Origin of the sequence: Pigmentiphaga litoralis, assembly GCF_013408655.1 — a bacterium.
Lineage (GTDB): Bacteria > Pseudomonadota > Gammaproteobacteria > Burkholderiales > Burkholderiaceae_B > Pigmentiphaga > Pigmentiphaga litoralis_A.
In genome coordinates, this window is the sequence record NZ_JACCBP010000003.1 from 18,875 (window position 1) to 35,593 (window position 16,719).

At 64.0% G+C, this 16,719-nt stretch carries 13 protein-coding genes and 1 tRNA gene; 7 read left to right on the plus strand and 7 right to left on the minus strand.

What is annotated here, in order from left to right; genetic code table 11:
- The first annotated feature begins 60 nt into the window (after window positions 1–60).
- Window positions 61–516, plus strand: coding sequence for a Cd(II)/Pb(II)-responsive transcriptional regulator (cadR, locus tag HD883_RS24630; protein WP_179590715.1), 456 nt, complete (start codon window positions 61–63; stop codon window positions 514–516).
- Between the two features lie 19 nt (window positions 517–535).
- Here the strand turns inward: cadR and HD883_RS24635 are convergent, their stop codons facing one another.
- The 4 genes from HD883_RS24635 to HD883_RS24650 all read right to left on the minus strand — a co-directional run bounded on the left by HD883_RS24635 (window position 536) and on the right by HD883_RS24650 (window position 8,641).
- Entirely contained in the window at window positions 536–2,752 is a 2,217-nt protein-coding gene (locus tag HD883_RS24635; RefSeq protein WP_179590713.1) for an FUSC family protein, read from the minus strand.
- Window positions 2,753–2,786: 34 nt separating this feature from the next.
- Window positions 2,787–4,280, minus strand: a complete 1,494-nt coding sequence (locus tag HD883_RS24640; protein ID WP_179590711.1) for a virulence factor family protein — start codon at window positions 4,278–4,280, stop codon at window positions 2,787–2,789.
- The gene (mprF, locus tag HD883_RS24645) at window positions 4,277–6,889 is read right to left on the minus strand and encodes a bifunctional lysylphosphatidylglycerol flippase/synthetase MprF (protein WP_179590708.1); all 2,613 of its coding nucleotides are present in this window, start codon (window positions 6,887–6,889) and stop codon (window positions 4,277–4,279) included. Before mprF ends, HD883_RS24640 begins: the two co-directional genes overlap by 4 nt.
- A 144-nt stretch (window positions 6,890–7,033) precedes the next feature.
- Window positions 7,034–8,641: a glucan biosynthesis protein gene (locus HD883_RS24650; protein ID WP_179590706.1), complete on the minus strand. Its 1,608-nt coding sequence runs from the start codon at window positions 8,639–8,641 to the stop codon at window positions 7,034–7,036.
- 327 nt (window positions 8,642–8,968) lie between these two features.
- Between HD883_RS24650 and HD883_RS24655 the strand changes: the two genes are divergently transcribed.
- Window positions 8,969–9,949 (plus strand): magnesium and cobalt transport protein CorA, encoded by a 981-nt coding sequence (locus tag HD883_RS24655; protein WP_257022680.1) that lies wholly within the window; start codon window positions 8,969–8,971, stop codon window positions 9,947–9,949.
- A gap of 14 nt (window positions 9,950–9,963) precedes the next feature.
- Here the strand turns inward: HD883_RS24655 and HD883_RS24660 are convergent, their stop codons facing one another.
- Together HD883_RS24660 and HD883_RS24665 are read right to left on the minus strand one after the other, a co-directional pair.
- Window positions 9,964–11,145: an MFS transporter gene (locus HD883_RS24660; protein WP_179590705.1), complete on the minus strand. Its 1,182-nt coding sequence runs from the start codon at window positions 11,143–11,145 to the stop codon at window positions 9,964–9,966.
- Window positions 11,146–11,300: 155 nt separating this feature from the next.
- Window positions 11,301–11,376: transfer RNA gene (locus HD883_RS24665), tRNA-Ala, on the minus strand.
- 223 nt (window positions 11,377–11,599) lie between these two features.
- On the opposite strand from HD883_RS24665, the gene HD883_RS24670 reads away from it, so the two are divergent.
- Window positions 11,600–12,376, plus strand: coding sequence for a ferredoxin--NADP reductase (locus tag HD883_RS24670; RefSeq protein WP_179590703.1), 777 nt, complete (start codon window positions 11,600–11,602; stop codon window positions 12,374–12,376).
- Window positions 12,377–12,494: 118 nt separating this feature from the next.
- Here HD883_RS24670 and HD883_RS24675 read toward each other — a convergent pair whose 3' ends face one another.
- Window positions 12,495–12,959 carry an AtaL-like protein gene (locus tag HD883_RS24675; RefSeq protein WP_373563474.1) on the minus strand — a complete coding sequence of 155 codons (465 nt, stop codon included), beginning with the start codon at window positions 12,957–12,959 and terminating at the stop codon, window positions 12,495–12,497.
- A gap of 223 nt (window positions 12,960–13,182) precedes the next feature.
- Between HD883_RS24675 and HD883_RS28055 the strand changes: the two genes are divergently transcribed.
- The 4 genes from HD883_RS28055 (at window position 13,183) to HD883_RS24695 (ending at window position 16,719) form a co-directional block, all read left to right on the plus strand.
- On the plus strand, window positions 13,183–14,316 hold the full coding sequence (locus tag HD883_RS28055; protein ID WP_179590699.1) for a glycosyltransferase family 4 protein: 1,134 nt from the start codon (window positions 13,183–13,185) through the stop codon (window positions 14,314–14,316).
- Between the two features lie 123 nt (window positions 14,317–14,439).
- Complete coding sequence (locus HD883_RS24685) at window positions 14,440–15,015, plus strand: DUF6932 family protein (RefSeq protein WP_179590697.1); 576 nt, start codon at window positions 14,440–14,442, stop codon at window positions 15,013–15,015.
- Window positions 15,012–15,905, plus strand: a complete 894-nt coding sequence (locus tag HD883_RS24690) for a hypothetical protein (protein ID WP_179590695.1) — start codon at window positions 15,012–15,014, stop codon at window positions 15,903–15,905. The genes HD883_RS24685 and HD883_RS24690 overlap by 4 nt, the downstream gene beginning before the upstream one ends.
- Window positions 15,906–15,975: 70 nt before the next feature.
- Window positions 15,976–16,719: a polysaccharide deacetylase family protein gene (locus HD883_RS24695; protein ID WP_179590693.1), complete on the plus strand. Its 744-nt coding sequence runs from the start codon at window positions 15,976–15,978 to the stop codon at window positions 16,717–16,719.

The following is a 16,719-nucleotide window of genomic DNA, read 5'->3' on the forward strand; positions in this document are numbered from 1 at the left end:
GCTTCTGTAACAACGAGTCGGGAGCAACCAGCTCCCCAAAGAATCGGTTCGAGGTGCGACATGAAAATCGGCGAACTGGCCGCACGTACCAACACACCGGTGGAGACCATTCGCTACTACGAGCGTGAGGCGCTGTTGCCGCCTCCCGCACGCACGGCGGGTAACTATCGGATTTACGGTGAAAGCCACGTGGAACGTCTGCAGATGATCCGGCACTGCCGGTCGCTGGACATGACGTTGGGCGAAATCCGCCGATTGCTGGAATTCCGCGATGCGCCGAATGCCAGCTGTGGCGAGATCAATGCGCTGCTGGACGAGCACATCGGCCACGTGGCGACGCGGATCACCGAACTGCGCGCGCTGCAGAAGCAGCTGAAAAGCCTGCGGGAACAGTGCCTGCAAGCCAAGGCCGCGAAGGACTGTGGGATCTTGCAGACCCTGTCCGAGGCGGTCGACCCGCCGCCGCGACACGACACGACGCACAAACACGGACTGCTCGGGCCGACCCACGGTTGATGCGGGTGCAAGTTCCGCCTCAGGCGGGCAGCCTCGCGAACGCCGCGCTGCGGCGGATCGACAGGCTCGTCTTGACCATCTGTTTCAGCTGGAACACCAGCTGACGCAGCGTGTTGACGGTGTCGCCGTCAACCGACCCGGCGGTTTCCGCTTCCGACACGGCGCCATCCAGTTCGCGGGCCAGTTCACGCAAGACTTCCGTGTCGTCCCGCGTGTCGGGCGTGCCCTTGACCGCGTCATCCAGAATACCTTCGATACGGCGCGTCACGCCCGCCAGCGGCGCCGGCATGGCGGGCAGGGTGGCCAGCAGCGGGGCAGCTGCGCCGATCTGCGCGGCCAGTTCGTGGTTCTGGATCACCAGGTTGTTCAGTTCGGCCACGGAACGTTGCTTGGAGCGCGGCTCCAGCATCATCCGGTAGAACGAATTGGCAAAGTTGCCGAACGCAATGTGGACGTTCTTGCGGGCCAGCCGGTACTCGAAGTCGTCGGCGGGCTGGGCAATGCCGGTGGCAACCAGTTGCTGGCTGGCCGACAGATAGTTGCGGTTGGCCGCGATCGCCCGCTGCACGGTCGGCTTGATCAGCCGGTATTCCCAATACGGCAGGAAGTAGCTGCAGCCCAACGCGATGATCGACCCCACCAGCGTGTCGAGCGCCCGTTCACCAATGACCGACAAGGACCCTGGCGCAATGAAGTGGAAGGCCAGCAGCACGAAGGTGGTGTTGAAGGTGGCGCTGGCCAGGTAGTAGAGCTGCACCAGGCTGTTGCCCATCACGGCCGCCAGCATCATGGCGGCGAACAGGATGAAGGTGTTGTCGACGAACGAAAGCAGCGCCAGCACCAGCCCGCAGCCGATCAGCGTGCCGGTCAGCCGGTGGATATTGCGCTGCTTGGACAGCGAAAAGCCCGGTTTCATGATGACGACGATGGTCAGCACGATCCAGTAGCTGTGCATGATGTGGTGCGGGATCAGCCACTCGCTCGACAAGGTCATGCCGATCGCCACCGCCAGCGTCACCCGCAGCGCATGGCGAAAGTTCGGTGACGACAGTTTGAGGTTGCTGGTGATGCGCGCGGGGCTGAAGTCCTGTTTGGACAGGAAGCGGCGCAGCGACGCATCCATTTTGAGCGATGATGCTTCGCCGTCGCTGGCGGGATCGGTGTCGCGATGCAGGCGGTCCAGGATCTTGGCCGCGTTGCGGGCGCGGCGGAAGGTCCAGATCAGCGCGGTGTAGGCCTCGGGTTCCAGTTTGGGAAAGTCGGCTTTTTTCAGTTGGTCGATCTCGTATTCGATCGCGCGCAGTTCGGCCTTGACGTTGATGTGGCGGTGCGTGATCTGGTCTTGCGTGATGGCCAGGCCAACCGCTTCGGTATCCAGCGCCAGCTTGTGCAGCAGGTCGTGGAAGAACACCAGCAGGTCGGACCCCGCAAACACGCGGCGCAGCAGCTCGTAGTCGGTATGCACGGCCACCACGGTTTCATGCAGGTCGACGATGTCGATGAACATCTTGAACATGCGGCCACGGCGCGCGTCCATGCCCTCGCTGGCGGCGCGGGGCAGCTCGCGCAGCACCACGTCGCGGGCGGCTTCCTGTTGCTCGGCCACCGCGGCCTGACGCACGATCAGCTGCTGATAGTTGTCGTCCAGCTTGGTGTCCGGATCGTAGAAACGCGCCTTGACCTCCAGGTATTCGGCCGACGCAAAGATGCACGCCGCGATCGCCTGCTGTTCCTGGCGATACCACTGCAGACGCGTCACGACCAGGCTGAAACCCGTGTACCAGAGTCCGCCCGCGATCGTGACCAAGGTATGCAGCAGCGCCTGCGCCGGCGTGAAGGTGCTGTGCATGGTCAGCGTCATCAGCAGCATGCAGGCAAAGCCGATCAGCCCGCCCTTGCGGCCGAATACGCTGAGCAGCGACAGGAAAAAGCACAGCCCGATGACCGTGAACCACAGGCCCCAGGCATAGGGCGTGGCCAACGCGGTAATACCGGCCGTCGCGGCCCCCAGCACCGCGCACCCCAGCATCTCGTTCTTGCGATGCCGCACCGGCCCCGGCTGGTCGACGATGGACACGCACATCGCCCCGAACGTGGCAGCCAGCCCGAGCACCGGCAGGTCGAACAACCCCAGCAACACCATCGCCGGCACCAGCGCCCCAAGCGCCTGCCGCACGCCACCGTAGAAGTAGTGGCTGTACACGAATTTCTTTATGTTCTTAGTGGAGTAATCCACAGATAGGTCCCCCCGGTCAGGCTGACGCTGCGGGCTACTTCTTTGTTATGGCTGGCGGCGCGCCGCCAAGGATGATGCGGGCGAGTTTGTCGTAATCGCCGTCGAAATGGTGGCCGCCGGGCAAGCTGACGACCTTGATCTTTGCCGGATCGACCGTCGGGCAGCCGGAGTCCTTGGCTTCATCCAGCCCATAGATGCACGTCGTGGTGCCTGCCGCCAGCTTTTCGGTTTCGGGCGCGATGGGCAGGCCGCTGGACGGGGCGGAGATCCAGTTGGTCACCTGGAATTCAAAGGCCGCTTTCTTGCCCAGCCCCATCAGCACCGTCTGCGGAATGTGCTTGCGGGTGGCGACGGGCATGCGGTTCATGACGAAGGGCAGCACGTCGGCGCCTTGCGAATAGCCCACCAGGATCACCTTGCTCTTGTTCCACCGCGTCAGGTAGAAGCGGATCAGGCGGTCCATGTCGGCGGTGACGGACGCCGGGGTGCGTTTGCTCCAGAAGTAGCGCAGCGAATCCAGGCCCACGGTCGGCACGTTCATCTTGAGCAGGGACGCGGCCACATCGCGGTCCAGGCCGGCCCAGCCGCCGTCGCCGCTCAGCAGGATCACGAAGGTGTCGCCGGGCGCCTTGCTCGGGATTTCGACCACGGGCAGGTCGGCAATCGTGGCGGGTGGCACGGGGGGTGCGGCGGGGCGCTCGGCATTGAGCTTGTTGAAGGCGGTGGTGTAAGTGCCAACCCAAGGGGCGGCCGCATCGTCGCGGCGGGCGGGCAGGGTGACGGCCTGCACTTCGACGCCCGGGACGGCGGCGGTGAAGGCTTGCGCGGCGCCCGGGGCGCAGGCGGCATACGCCGCGGCAGATGCGCTTGACGTCGGCGCTGCCGTCCCTGCCGCTGGCACTGGCGCAACCGCCGCCGTGCTTGCAACCGGCTTGGCGTCCTGCAGCGCAATCCACGGGTGGTCCAGCTTCTTGGCCGGCAGCAGCTTGGCGCCCGCAGCCGACGTGGCCTTCTCGAAATGCACGCCTTCGCCGTTGCACAGAGGCTTCTGCATCGGCAGCACGGGGCAGAAGTCGACGGTCAGCATGCCACCGAAGCGAGTCACTGGCGCCTGGGCGTACATCGCGTAGGCCATCGATGCGCCCGCGCCTTGTCCCACCAGGATCGGCGGAAAGTACGTGGGCAGATGTTCGAACGCCTGGATGAAGCGGCTCAGGTTTTCCATATCGCCGTCGGGCATGACGCATTTGCCCTTGTCCGCTTCCAGGTTGGCCAGCAACTTGGCGGTGTCGATCCCGGCGACCATCGTGCCCTGTCGGACCAGGGCTTCGGCCTGGACCTTGGCGGCGGCATCCCAGCCCGCCGCGCCCGACAGCAGCAGCGCAAAGCCCTTGACCGGGCCCGCGGGCTTGTAGACCGGCAGGTCATTGAACCGGCCATGCGAGATCGTTTCCGGGGACGCCGCCTGGGCGCCCGATCCGGCCAGCAGCAGGGCGGCGCCCAGCGCGGCAAGCACGCGGTGTTTCATTTGGCGATGACTCCCTTGAGTCCGCCGCCGATCAGGGCGGCCGTGTCAGTAAGCGCAAACAGCGGGTTGATGCCGCCCTGGGCGACCAGGTAGCGGGCTTCCCAGACCGGATCGAACTTGTCCTTGAAGCTGCGCAGGCCGCGAAAGTTGTAGAACCGCTCGCCGTACTGGAACATGAGGCGGCCAAACCGGTGCCAGCGCGGCGCAAGCTGGTGGTCCACCATGCCGGACATGGGCGCCATGCCCAGGCTGAACCGCTGGTATCCCAGCGACTGGAAGTGCAGCATCAGCTTGGCAAACAGGAAGTCCATGGTGCCGGCGGGCGAATCGGGCCGCTGGCGCATCAGGTCGACACTGACTTCCACACGCAGCACTTCGGGGGACATCAGCGTGGCGAAGGCCACGATGCGGCCCTTGGCCCGCACCACCGCAACCGGCTGGCGCTGTACGTAGTCATCATCGAATGCGCCCAGCGAAAAGCCTTTTTCCTGCGCGTTGTGCTGGGCCAGCCACAGGTCCGAGATCTCGCGGATCTCGTCCAGGATGGTGTGCACGTCGGGCGGCGACACGATCTCGAAGCTGGAGCCTTCGCGTTCGGCGCGGCTCACGCCATGACGCACGTTGGCGCGGCGCGATCCCTGCAGGCTGAAGTCGTGCAACGTGACGTACGCTTCTTCCCCCAGCTTGAAGGCGCGCAGGCCGGCATCCAGGTACAGCGGCAGCGTTTGCGGACGGGCCTTGTAGAAGGCCGCGCGTCCACCGTTGCCATGCGCCATCTCGATGAAGCGCCAGACCAGTTCCGGCCATTCCTTGGCAACCCCCACCGGATCGCCCAGCGCGATCCACGAGCGGCCCTGCTTGCCGTACATGATGAAGGACTTGCCCGACGGCGAGAACAACAGGCTTTTGTCGCCCATCAGCGCCAGGCAGGCATCGGCGGCGGCCTGGGCGCGCACCACGGTGTCGGCCTTGGCAAGATCGTCGGTGCTGGGCGGCGCCGAGGTGCCGGCGGGTTGGCGGAACAGCTGCCACAGTCCGAACACCAGCGCGATGATCGCCACCGCCATCATCGCCCGCATGGACCGCGACGCGCTGCTGTCCATGGCGAATTCCCACCACATGCGGTCGGCGTAATCGACGTCGCGATAGGCAAAGAACAGGATCCACGTCAACGCGGCCAGCACGCAGGCCACGGCAATCAGCCAGCCTTTTTCAAAGGTCTGCGTGAACAGGGATGACCGGCGGTAGAACTGCTTTCGCGACGTGATCAGCAGCAGCGCCAGCAGGCCCATCACCGCCAGTTCCGACACCGCAATGCCCTTGGGCAGAGCCAGCACACCAGCCACGATGGCTGCGCCCAGGGCCGCCCACCAGGCCGCGTCCAGCCGGTGCAGCAGCCCGCGCGACACGAACAGCAGCACCAGGCCCATCACGCTGCCGATCAGGTGGGCGGCTTCGACCACGAACAGCGGCACGTTCAATTCCAGCAATTCGGCGACGGCGTCGCTGGTGGTGGGCGTGACCCCCGATACCAGCAGCATGATCCCGGCGATACATGCCAGGCCCGCCAGCAATCCGGGCGTCAGTTTCATGGCGGCCCGGCCTACCTTGGCCACCGCCGTGCTGCGCAGCTCGAACGTGGCCAGCAGGATGGCGGCGACGATCAGCGGCAGGATGAAATAGATGCCGCGATACAGGATCAGCGCGCCGGCGATCTGTTCAGTGGGTGCGCGGCCGCCGCAGGCCAGCAGGATCACGGCTTCAAAGACGCCCAGTCCGCCCGGCACATGGCTGATCACGCCCAGCGCCATGGCCACGGCGTAGAACGCGACGAAGGTGGGCAGGTCGACCACGTTGTCGGGCAGCAGGAACCAGAGCGCGGCCGCGGCGGCGCTCAGGTCGGCGGCCGAGATCACCAGCTGGCGGATGGCCAGGCCGGCATTGGGCAGGGGCACCTTCCAGCGCCCCGCGATCGGCAGGGTCGTAAAACGCGCGCACAGCAGCACGAAGCCGGCAATGCCTACCAGCACGAGACCTGACAGTCCTTGCAGCGCCCAGGCAGGCATCTTGAGCAGGTCGGCCACCTGCGGCGCGCCCCACAACAGGCCGGCGGCGCCAAAGGCCGTCATGCCCAGGCCGAAGGCGCCGGCATTGAACGCGATCGCCTGCGCCACCTTGCTGGCTTCGACCCCCGCCGCGGCGTACAGCCGCATCCGTACGGTGCCGCCCGTCAGCACGCCAAGGCCGACGGTATTGCCAAGGGCATAGGCGACAAAGGAGGTGAGCAGGATTGTCGGCCGGGGTACTTTGGCGCCGACGTACGCCAGACTGGAAAAGTCGTAGCCGGTCAGGATCAGGTAGCTGAGCGCGGTGGCCAGCACCGCGAAGATCATGTCCAGATGGGGCGTGGCCGCCGCGGCCGCAATCACGTCCAGGTAGTGGACCTGGCTGAGCAGCACTTGCAGGGCGTCGATCAGCAGGACGGCCAGCACCAGCACGATGGCGGGTACGACCCAGGGGCGCAGGGTGGCCCACCGGGAGCGGCGCGCCGGTTCGGGCGCCTCGGCGGGCGCCGCCGTAGGAGGAGCGAGCGAGGGTGAAGGCTTCATGTCGCTAGATCTTAGTCCAATGCCAAATTCGTCCAGGCCCGCGTTCTGTGCGCGTGTCCTTTCCGGGAGTGACCGTTGTCTTCCTCACACGAAGGCGGCGCGAGTTTAGCATCGGCGCCCAGCGAAACGCCGCTTTCCGCCCTGCTAGCGGGTCAGGTTCGGTGTCGGGTGGTATTGGTACAACCAACTCTCGGACAGGACCGTGCCGGCATGCTTGAGCGCCAGGCGCAATTCCACCGGGTCGGCGCCGTCCACGGTCAGGTCGAACTGCGCGCGCCAGTGGCCCGCCACGCCATTCGGCACGGGCTCGGCAAAGATATACGAGAACGATCCGCGCGACGTCCACAGGTCCAGTTCCGGCTTTTCGCCGAACGGCATGCTGGCCAGCCCGCCGCCCAGGAATTCGACCATGAACTTGCGCACGCCCTGCGGCCGCGCGTTGCCCGGTTGGCCGCCGTTGCCCAGCCGCGTGGCCACGCAGCGCGCCAGGGCAGGCGGGAAGGGTTCGTTCGCCGACCAGTACAGCTTGTAGCCCAGGCGATAGCTGGACCCCTTGGTGGCCGGCGCCTTGGGCACCCACATGGCGACGATGTTGTCGTGGATTTCGTCGTCGGTCGGGATCTCGATCAGCTGGATCGCGCCTTCGCCCCAGTCATTGGTGGGCTCGACCCACAATGACGGCCGGCGGTCGTAATAGACGCCATCCAGGTAATGGTCGAAGTTACGGTCGCGCTGCAGGAGGCCGAAGCCACGCGGATTCGCGTCGCTGAACGACGACGCCATGGTGCGCGGCGGGTTGTTCAGCGGACGCCACAGGTATTCGCCCTTGCGGTTCCACATGGCCAGGCCGTCGGAGTCATGCACTTCGGGGCGCCAGTCCACCGCCGTTGTCTTTTGCGCTTCGGAATACCAGTACATCGATGTCAGGGGCGCGATGCCGAACCGGGCGATGTCCTTGCGCACGAACAGCGCGGCGTCGATCGTCATCGTCACATCGGCCTTGCGCGTCATGTCGAAACGGAAAGCGCCCGAAATGCTGGGGCCGTCCATCAGGGCGTAGACCGTGACGGTATCCGCCCCGTCTTTGGGAGTCTCGAACCAGAACTGGGTGAAGTTCGGGAATTCTTCGGGGTGCTCGGGTTCGGCCACGTCGATCGCCACGCCACGGGCCGACAGACCGTATTGATAAAGCTCGCCGATCGCGCGGAAGTAGGAGGCGCCCAGGAAGGCGACCCAATCGTTCTTTTTCCAGTCCAGCTTGCCCTGGTCGGCCGTGCGGCTTTCCTGGAAACGGAAGCCCGCAAAGCCGCTGCCCGCGGGCAATTGATGCGCGGGATTGTCGGCCGGCATGTTGAAGTAGTCGTCCTGGTACACGATCTCGCGCGCCGTCAGGCCGTTCCGGTCGCGGGTCAGCACGTGCATCTGTACCGGCGACAGGAAATACCGACCCAGGTGGAAAAAGGTGACCGGGAACTGGCCGGGGCCGTCGGCGAACACGGCGTATTCAGGCTTGAACTGGATCTGGCCGTGCGCTGCGTAGTCGATCTTGTCCAGAATGTCCTGGGGCGGGCGCTTGGGCGGCTGGTAGGCCTTGCCGGCCATGTCCTTGGCGCGCGCCACCAGGGCATCGAAGGAAAACGGCGTGCGTTTGCCAAAACTGATCTGGGCGGCGGAAGCCGTTGGCAGGTAGCCCATGGCGGCCAGAGTGGCGGTACTGGCCGCGGTGGCGAGAAACGTACGGCGATCGATCATGTGCTGCGCAGGTCCTTGTTCTAGTTGGGGTTTTCTTTGAAGGGCATGTTAGCTGCCCGGTCTGGCCAGACCCGGGGCAGGGTGGATCAACTCATCCATGTGCCCATTGTTTGGGCAGCGCGCGCAAGCTTTTGTTCCGCAACGGCTTTTTGACTTTCCACAGGCACTGTCCCCACGGTTGTCCACACGACGCTGGGACAACTTGCGATGGCTCATCCTTTGCAACGCTTTGCAAACTCCGTGCGCAAGTGTGTAGCGGCGGGGCAGCCGCGCCAGGCGGCGTATGATGCGGCCACCCGCGGCCCTCTGCCCGGTCAGGAAAGCTCCATGCAACAGACATCGATGGTCATCAATTCGGTCGCCTACCGCGACGGCGGCAAGGTCGGCGACGTGCCGATGGCCGATATCAGCGAGGTGCTGAAAGAGCCCGGCACGTTTGTGTGGCTAGGGCTATACGAGCCCGACGACACCCTGCTGCGCGACGTGCAGTCAGAGTTCGGCCTGCACGAACTGGCGGTGGAAGATGCTCTGCACGCGCACCAGCGGCCCAAGATCGAAACCTATGGCGACACGGTGTTCGTGGTGCTGAACACGGCGCAACTGGTGGACGAACACATTGTTTTCGGCGAGACGCACTTGTTTGTCGGCAGCAACTTCATTGTGTCCGTTCGCCACGGCGCGTCGACAACCTATGCCTCGTTGCGGGAAAAATGCGAACGGACGCCGCAGCAGTTGGGGCGCGGACCCGGCTACGTGCTGTATGCGGTACTCGATTTTGTCGTCGACCATTACCAGCCGATCGCCAACCAGCTTGAAGACGTCTTCCAGGAGCTGGAAAAGGAGATCTTCAACGACCGCTTCGACCGCGCCGCGATTGGCCGCCTGTACCAACTGAAAAGCCAGTTGCTGCGCCTGCGGTCTGCGGTCCTGCCGGTGCAGGAAATCTGCTCGCAGCTGATCCGCTTTCATGACAACCTGGTGCCGAAAGATCTGCGGGCGTACTTTCGCGACGTGGAAGACCACGTGAACCGGATCGTGGCCCTGCTCGACGCCATCAGCGAAATGTTGACGACGGCGATCCAGGTCAACCTGGCGATCGTGACGGTAGGCCAGGGCGAGGTGGTCAAACGCCTGGCGGGATGGGGCGCTATCCTGGCCATTCCGACCGTGGTCTTCAGCCTGTACGGCATGAACTTCGAGTTCATGCCCGAGCTGAAGTGGCATTACGCCTATCCGACCGTGGTCGCGACGACGGTGGCCGGATGCTGTGTGCTGTACCGGCGGCTGCGGCGGGCCGAATGGATCTGATGCAGGCCTGACGCCTAGCGCGCCGGCGTGGGCGCCACCTGCAACTGGCGGTTGCGCAGCAGGGTATAGATCCCGCCTGCCATCACGACGGCGCTGAAGATGCCCACCGCGGCGAACAGTCCGAAGGCATCGGCCAGCACACCCACCGCCAGGGCAGGCAAGGCATTGCCGCCCACATACCCCGCCACATAGAACCACGACACCACCGTGACCCGCGACGCGGACGGCGCAATGTAGTTGGTCAGGCCCGCCGCGCCCACGAACGCCGCGCCATACCCCAGGCCCGCGAACGCCGTGGCGATCAGAAAGCCCACCGGGCTGTGCGCCCACGCGGACAGGAAGAAGCCCACCTGCGCCAGTGCAACCACCAGCACCCCCCATGTGATCGAGGTCTGGAATCGCACGGTCCGGAAGGCGAGCTGGCTGACGCTGCCCATGGCCTGGAACAGGAACACCAGCAAGCCAGTCAGCGCAGGGTTCAGGATGCCGACCAGGTGCGTCGCGATCGTCGAACTGGCTGCCATGAAGACGGACCCGACCGACCACGACATCATCAGCGCCGCCATCGCGATCAGGAACGGAAACCCCAACGACGCGAACAGCGTGCGCGCCGATATGGGCGGCGCGCCGGTGCGCTGGCTGGGCGGCACAAAGGGCCGGTGCACCCAGGGCGATGCCAGGATGCCAACAAACGCACACACCGCGGTCACCAGGATCGCCAGGAAGGGCAGCACCGTTGGCCACAGATTCCACTGCAACGCCAGCCCACTCAGCACCGGCCCCAAGGCGCCCCCCGCCGTGAACGCCATCGTGCCGATCACCGCCGCCCGCTGCTGGTCGTCGCGCGGGTCCAGCTCTACCAGGGCCGCATTGGCCGCGCCCACCATCGCGCCCGTGCCGGCGCCCGCGAACAGGCGCCCGACCAGCAACCAGGCCGGCGTCGTGGCAAACGCAAAGATCACCGACCCAAGGCCGATCACGCCCAGCCCCGACAGCACGATGACGCGCCGGTCACGAATGCGGTCCGCGATCCGGCCCAGCAGCGTCAATGACATCAGCACGCCGATGGCGTAGGTGGCGAACACCGCCGACACGAAGCTGGAGCTCAGGTGCCAGATTTCCTGGTAGTGCGGATAGAGCGGCGACGGCACGCTGCTGCCGAGCAGTGCCGAGGCGATGGCCAGCGCGACGAACACGCGAGTGCGAACGGTGGAGGGGAGCGGAGCGGAAGGCGTGGCGGATCGGGGGGCGGAAGGCGGGGTAGACACGACGGCAAGACCTTGCGTGCGGGGACGTCAAAAGCAAAACAGCGCACCCACATGACGTGTAGTGCGCTGCAGAAAGAAAGTCGTGGTGGAGAGGAGGAGGATCGAACTCCCGACCTCGTCATTGCGAACGACGCGCTCTCCCAGCTGAGCTACCCCCCCACGTGCAGAAACTATATCAGTGAGTGTGCGGACTCGCAATGCAGCAGGCCCTTTCATGACTTGCGGCAATGAGGTCAGAACCTGCGCTTATGACGCGTGGCGGGATGGCGTCGGAAAGTGCACGGATATGGTCTAAATCCCCGTAGATCGAGGGGAGAACGCCTGGAAATGGCCGGGGGTTTGGTAAACTCATCTCAATTACCTCGACGGAATGTGACTGGCCATGGCCGCTTTCAATACCGAGCGCGTTACCAGCGTTCACCACTGGAACGATACGCTTTTCAGTTTCAAGACCACGCGCGATCCTGCCCTGCGCTTTCACAACGGGCACTTCGTGATGATCGGGCTGGAAGTCAACGGCAAGCCGCTCATGCGCGCCTACAGTATCGCCAGCGCCAATTACGAAGAACACCTCGAGTTCCTGAGCATCAAGGTCCAGGACGGCCCGCTCACGTCGCGGCTGCAGCATTTGAAAGAAGGCGATCCGATCCTGGTCAGCCGCAAGCCGGTCGGTACCCTGGTGGTGGATGACCTGCTGCCAGGCAAGAACCTGTACCTGTTCGCCACGGGCACGGGCCTGGCGCCCTTCATGAGCATCATCAAGGACCCGGATGTGTACGAGCGCTTCGAAAAGGTCGTACTTGTGCACGGCGTGCGTTTCGTCAGCGAACTGGCCTACGCCAACTACATTGGCGAAGAACTGCCCAACAACGAATACTTTGGCGAGATGGTCCGCGACAAGCTGATCTACTATCCGACGGTCACACGCGAGCCGTTCCGCAACATGGGCCGGATCACCGACATCATCGACAACGGCAAGCTGGCGTCGGGCGTCGGCCTGCCGCCGCTGGACCCGGCGCACGACCGCGCCATGCTGTGCGGCAGCCCGCACATGCTGACCGACATCAGCGCCATGCTGGACCAGCGTGGCTTCAAGGTGTCGCCGCACACCGGCGAGCCGGGCGACTACGTGGTCGAACGCGCGTTTGCCGAAAAGTGATCGGCAGGCAGGCGCGGCCGATCCAGCGTCTGCCAGCCCGTCATGACAAAAGGCGCCCTTGGGCGCCTTTGTTGTTTGTGCAGCAGCGGTGTGGTGCAGCGATGTGGTGCCGCAGCGACTAGTGGGCTTTACGGATGGCGGCGATCTCGCGAATGCGCTTCACCGTATCCAGATCCGCCGCCACGTAAGCCTGCTTGCGGATTTCGACGGTGGTTTCATCCATGTCGTCGCTGTCGTCCGCCAGGTCCAGCTCGTAGGTAAAGCGCAGGAAAATGGCGCCTTCTTCGGGCTCTTCCACCGTGACGGTGGCTTCGCTGCGGGGCCACCGGTCGGTTGCCGGCGCAAGCACACGGACTTCATGCATCGGCGTCAAGGTCACGCGGTCGTGAACCTGGAACGGGCCGAAGTCCAACACCCGCGTCAATAAAGTTTGCCCACTTTGCTCTTCCTGTGTTTCGATGACGCAGCTTTCTAATCCCATGATGAATTCGGTTGGATGATGGGCGCGCAGCACCAGCCCATGCCAGATGTCCATGCGGGTAAGCGGTTGGATCAGTGGAACCCGCGGGTCGTTGATCTGCACAAGGTGTTCGAAAGTCAGCATAGTGTCGGTCTAGAAATCGGGAGTGGTCATGCTGCGGGTCCTGGGTCAGGGCGCCGCCAATATTGCCCGCCGAGTGCGGCGGGCGGGAAGGCGGTCAGCCAGCGCAGCGTTGGAACCGCCCCGCGGGGTCGTCGTGCCGGGTACAGGCGGCGACCGGAACGCGGGCAAGCAAGTGCGGTAGATATTCACGAATCATCATAACGTGCCTACAAAGCTCAGAATTGCGATTGTCACGCGCCGTTTCGGCGCGCGTTTCGGTGGCGCCGAAGCCTACGCTGAAAACCTGACCCGAGTACTGATCCAGACCCACGACGTTCGCGTCATCTGCCAGGAGTTCGACAGCCCTGTGCAGGCACCGTTCACCCGCGTTCCCTGCAACTCGCTGCTGCCGCGCTGGCTCAACCAGCTGTGGTTCAACCTGTGCTGCCACCTGCTGGTGCGCCAGGGCTATGACATCGTCCATTCCCACGAAAACAGCTGGGTCGGCAACGTGCAGGTCGTGCATGTGATGCCGGTGCGCTACAGCCTGTTCATGCACAACCGGTCGCTGGTCAAGCGGATCGGCGCGCTGCTCAGCCCCCGTCTGATCAGCTACCTGCTGCTGGAACGCCTGCGCTTTCGCGTGCAACCCAATCGCGTGCTGGTGGCGCCGGCGCACCAGACCATCGACCAGTTGCAGGCCGCCTACAAACGCCTGCCGCCCATGGTCACCATCCACCCCGGCGTGACCCTGCCTGATGACGTGCAGACGCGCAACGACGCACTGGAAAGCCTGGGCCTGGATCCGTCCGCCATCTACTGCCTGCTGGTCGCGAACGACCCGCTGCGCAAGGGCTTCATGACGATCCTGTCGGCCCTGGAATCGCTGGATGCGCAGTACCACCTGATCGTGCTGGGCGGTCCGGCCGACGGCCAGGACAAGCTGCGCGAAGTGATCCCGCCCGCCTTGGCCCATCGCGTTCACGCGTTTGCAGCGCGACCCGACGTGTGCCGCTTCTATTCCTGCAGCGACGTGTACGTGCACCCCACGCTGCAGGATTCGTTCGGCATGGCGCCGCTGGAAGCCATGTCGTTCGGCCTGCCGGTGATCCTGAGCTCCAAGGAATACTGCGGCTTTACCGCCTGCGTGGAAGCGGAACATGACGCCCTGGTGGTGGCCGATCCGCGCGATGCCTGCGAACTGGCCGCCGCCATCCAGCGCATCACGCAAGACGCGGTGCTGCGCGGCAAGCTGCGCACCAATGGCCTGGCCCTGGCCGCGCGCTTCGACTGGCGGCAGGTGGAGCAGGCGTTCGTGAAGACGTATGCCAAGGTGCTGGACAAGTCGCCGGCGTGATGGGAGTTGGGCGGCTGCGCGAGTCGCTCGGCTGATCGCGGTAGAAGCACTGATAGTCCTACCGCGACTGGGATAGCCTTTGCCTTGTTCGTAAAATTTGCTTCTAGATCGTTAGGAGCGTGCATGATCCCCGCTTGGAATACTGAAGGCGTCCTTCCGCCTGTTCGCCCTGGTGTAGCGGGCCACCATCCCGATCGCTCTCCCTACAAAGCTTCGTTGGATGCATTCGTCGACGCCATGGGCACGAGCGAAACTCGCTTGCATATCATCAAGGGCTTGCTGGCGTTTCGGCGCGCCATTCATGAAACGGGAATTCAAACGGGATTTCAATGGCTTGACGGCAGCTTTACCGAAAACGTCGAGACGCTTGAAAGTCGCGACCCGCGTGATGTCGACGTCGTGACTTTCTTTCACGTTCCGGAAGGCGAGACGCAGGCTTCGCTCGTTGCAAAGTGCCCTCGGCTTTTCGACCACGCTTACGTGAAGCACACTTACAAGGTGGATTCCTACTGGGACGTTTTGGGACTGCCAATCCGGGAGCAGTCCGTTCGGCAGATATGTTATTGGTACAGCATGTGGTCACATAGAAGGACAGGCACCTGGAAAGGCTTTGTACAAGTCGATCTAGACGCCAGCCAGGACCCGTTCGCCACGCAACAGTTGATTCAGGCCCAAGCGAATTTCGGAGTCACGCCATGATTCAACGTATCGATATGCTGAAGTCCGAGATCAACGAGTTGCAGCAGATGTTGAACGACCTGGATGACAGCGCTGTCATCCAGCGGCTGTCATTGCAAGGACGGCTGAATGCGGCACAAGGGGAACTTGAGCGAGTCGAGGCCACTCCCGAGCCGCTGCGCGCGCGCCTGACCTTTCGTGGCCGTCCCGTGTTCGGCAGCCACGGCATTGCTGCCGATTTTGGCGGCAAAGCGTCCAACGCGTTTGCCGACGCCTTCGCGGCGGTGGTTGCCGGGCTCAACGAAAACCTGCAGTTCATGGGGCCCATCCCCGACCGGGTCAAGAATCAGCTACTCATTACGGGTACCGCCCAGGGGTCATTTGGCTTTGTGTTCGAATTGCCGCCTGCGGCGGGCTTGTTTCCTGAACACGAAAGAACCGGCGACGCTTTGGCGACGATCCAGTCCTTGTTCGAGGCTTCCGCTCAAGGAAGCGACGACGAGGTGGCAGAACTCGTCGAGGCGATTCATCCGCGCGCCGTGAAGAAGGTGTTCGAATTCTTGTGTCTGCTCTCGCAATACCACGCCTTGTGCGGATTGGAGTTCAAAGACAAGACGTTCCGGTTTGAGGGCACAGAACAGCTCGAGCGCTCCGCCGGGCGGCTTGCCGAAGGCAACATCCAAGAGAAAAAGGAAACACACCGCGGCATGTTTCTTGGCGTGCTGCCGAACAGTCGGTCGTTCGAGTTTCAGACCGCCAATGGGGTCATCAAGGGCAAGATCGGCACAGCAATTGAAGATCCCGACATCATCAACCGCGAATGGCTCAGGCAGGAATCGTGCATCACACTCGGTGTGATTCAAGTCGGGCAGGGGCGCCCGCGGTACACATTGATAGGACTGCCTGAATGACAAGGCCGGATTGCCGTATTTGCAACGCGGTCAACCGACAAGGCGGCGCTGCCTGATATACAGTGGATTCATGACGACGACCCGCAACTCTCGCCCCATTCCTATCCTGATGTACCACCAGTGCGCGACGCCGCCGGCGAAGGGCACGCCGTTTCGCAGCCTGACGGTGGACCCGGCCGTGTTCGCGCGGCATATGCGCTGGTTGAAGGCGATGGGGTATCGAGGCTTGTCGATGCGCGATCTGCAGCCTTACCTGCGTGGCGAAAAGCAGGGCAAGGTATTCGGACTGACGTTCGATGATGGCTTCGTGAACGTGGCCGAGAACGCGGTGCCGATCATGGCGGACCTGGGGTTTACGGCAACGAATTACTTCGTGGCGGCCCAGGTGGGCGGCACGAATGCGTGGGATGCCGAGAAGGGCGTGCCGACGGCGCAACTGATGGACGGGGCGCAGATTCGCGCGTGGGCCAAGGCGGGGCACGAAGTGGGTTCGCACACGATCGCGCATGCCAACCTGAAGGAATGTTCGGCAGACCAGGCGCGGGAGCAGATTGGCGGGTCGCGCAAGATGCTGCAGGACGTGAGCGGCGAATCGGTCGACGCCTTCTGTTATCCCTATGGCTACTACCTGCCCGAGCAGTGCGCGCTGGTGGCCGAGAGTGGCTACACCAACGCAACCACGACGCGGCGCGGGCGGGTGCAGCCGGGCCAGGACATGATGGAGCTGTCCCGGGTGCACGTGCTGCGGTCCACCCACTTTGCGTCGATGATGATCAAGCTGTTCACGCCGCGCGAGGAACTGCGCGGGCGATAG

Excerpts from the sequence above, each read along its gene's own strand:
- HD883_RS24690 (WP_179590695.1), top strand. The coding sequence starts at position 15,012 with ATGATTCAACGTATCGATATGCTGAAGTCCGAGATCAACGAGTTGCAG.
- cadR (WP_179590715.1), top strand. The coding sequence starts at position 61 with ATGAAAATCGGCGAACTGGCCGCACGTACCAACACACCGGTGGAGACC.
- HD883_RS24695 (WP_179590693.1), top strand. The coding sequence starts at position 15,976 with ATGACGACGACCCGCAACTCTCGCCCCATTCCTATCCTGATGTACCAC.
- HD883_RS24650 (WP_179590706.1), bottom strand. The coding sequence starts at position 8,641 with ATGATCGATCGCCGTACGTTTCTCGCCACCGCGGCCAGTACCGCCACT.
- HD883_RS24685 (WP_179590697.1), top strand. The coding sequence starts at position 14,440 with ATGATCCCCGCTTGGAATACTGAAGGCGTCCTTCCGCCTGTTCGCCCT.
- HD883_RS24670 (WP_179590703.1), top strand. The coding sequence starts at position 11,600 with ATGGCCGCTTTCAATACCGAGCGCGTTACCAGCGTTCACCACTGGAAC.
- HD883_RS24640 (WP_179590711.1), bottom strand. The coding sequence starts at position 4,280 with ATGAAACACCGCGTGCTTGCCGCGCTGGGCGCCGCCCTGCTGCTGGCC.
- HD883_RS24655 (WP_257022680.1), top strand. The coding sequence starts at position 8,969 with ATGCAACAGACATCGATGGTCATCAATTCGGTCGCCTACCGCGACGGC.
- mprF (WP_179590708.1), bottom strand. The coding sequence starts at position 6,889 with ATGAAGCCTTCACCCTCGCTCGCTCCTCCTACGGCGGCGCCCGCCGAG.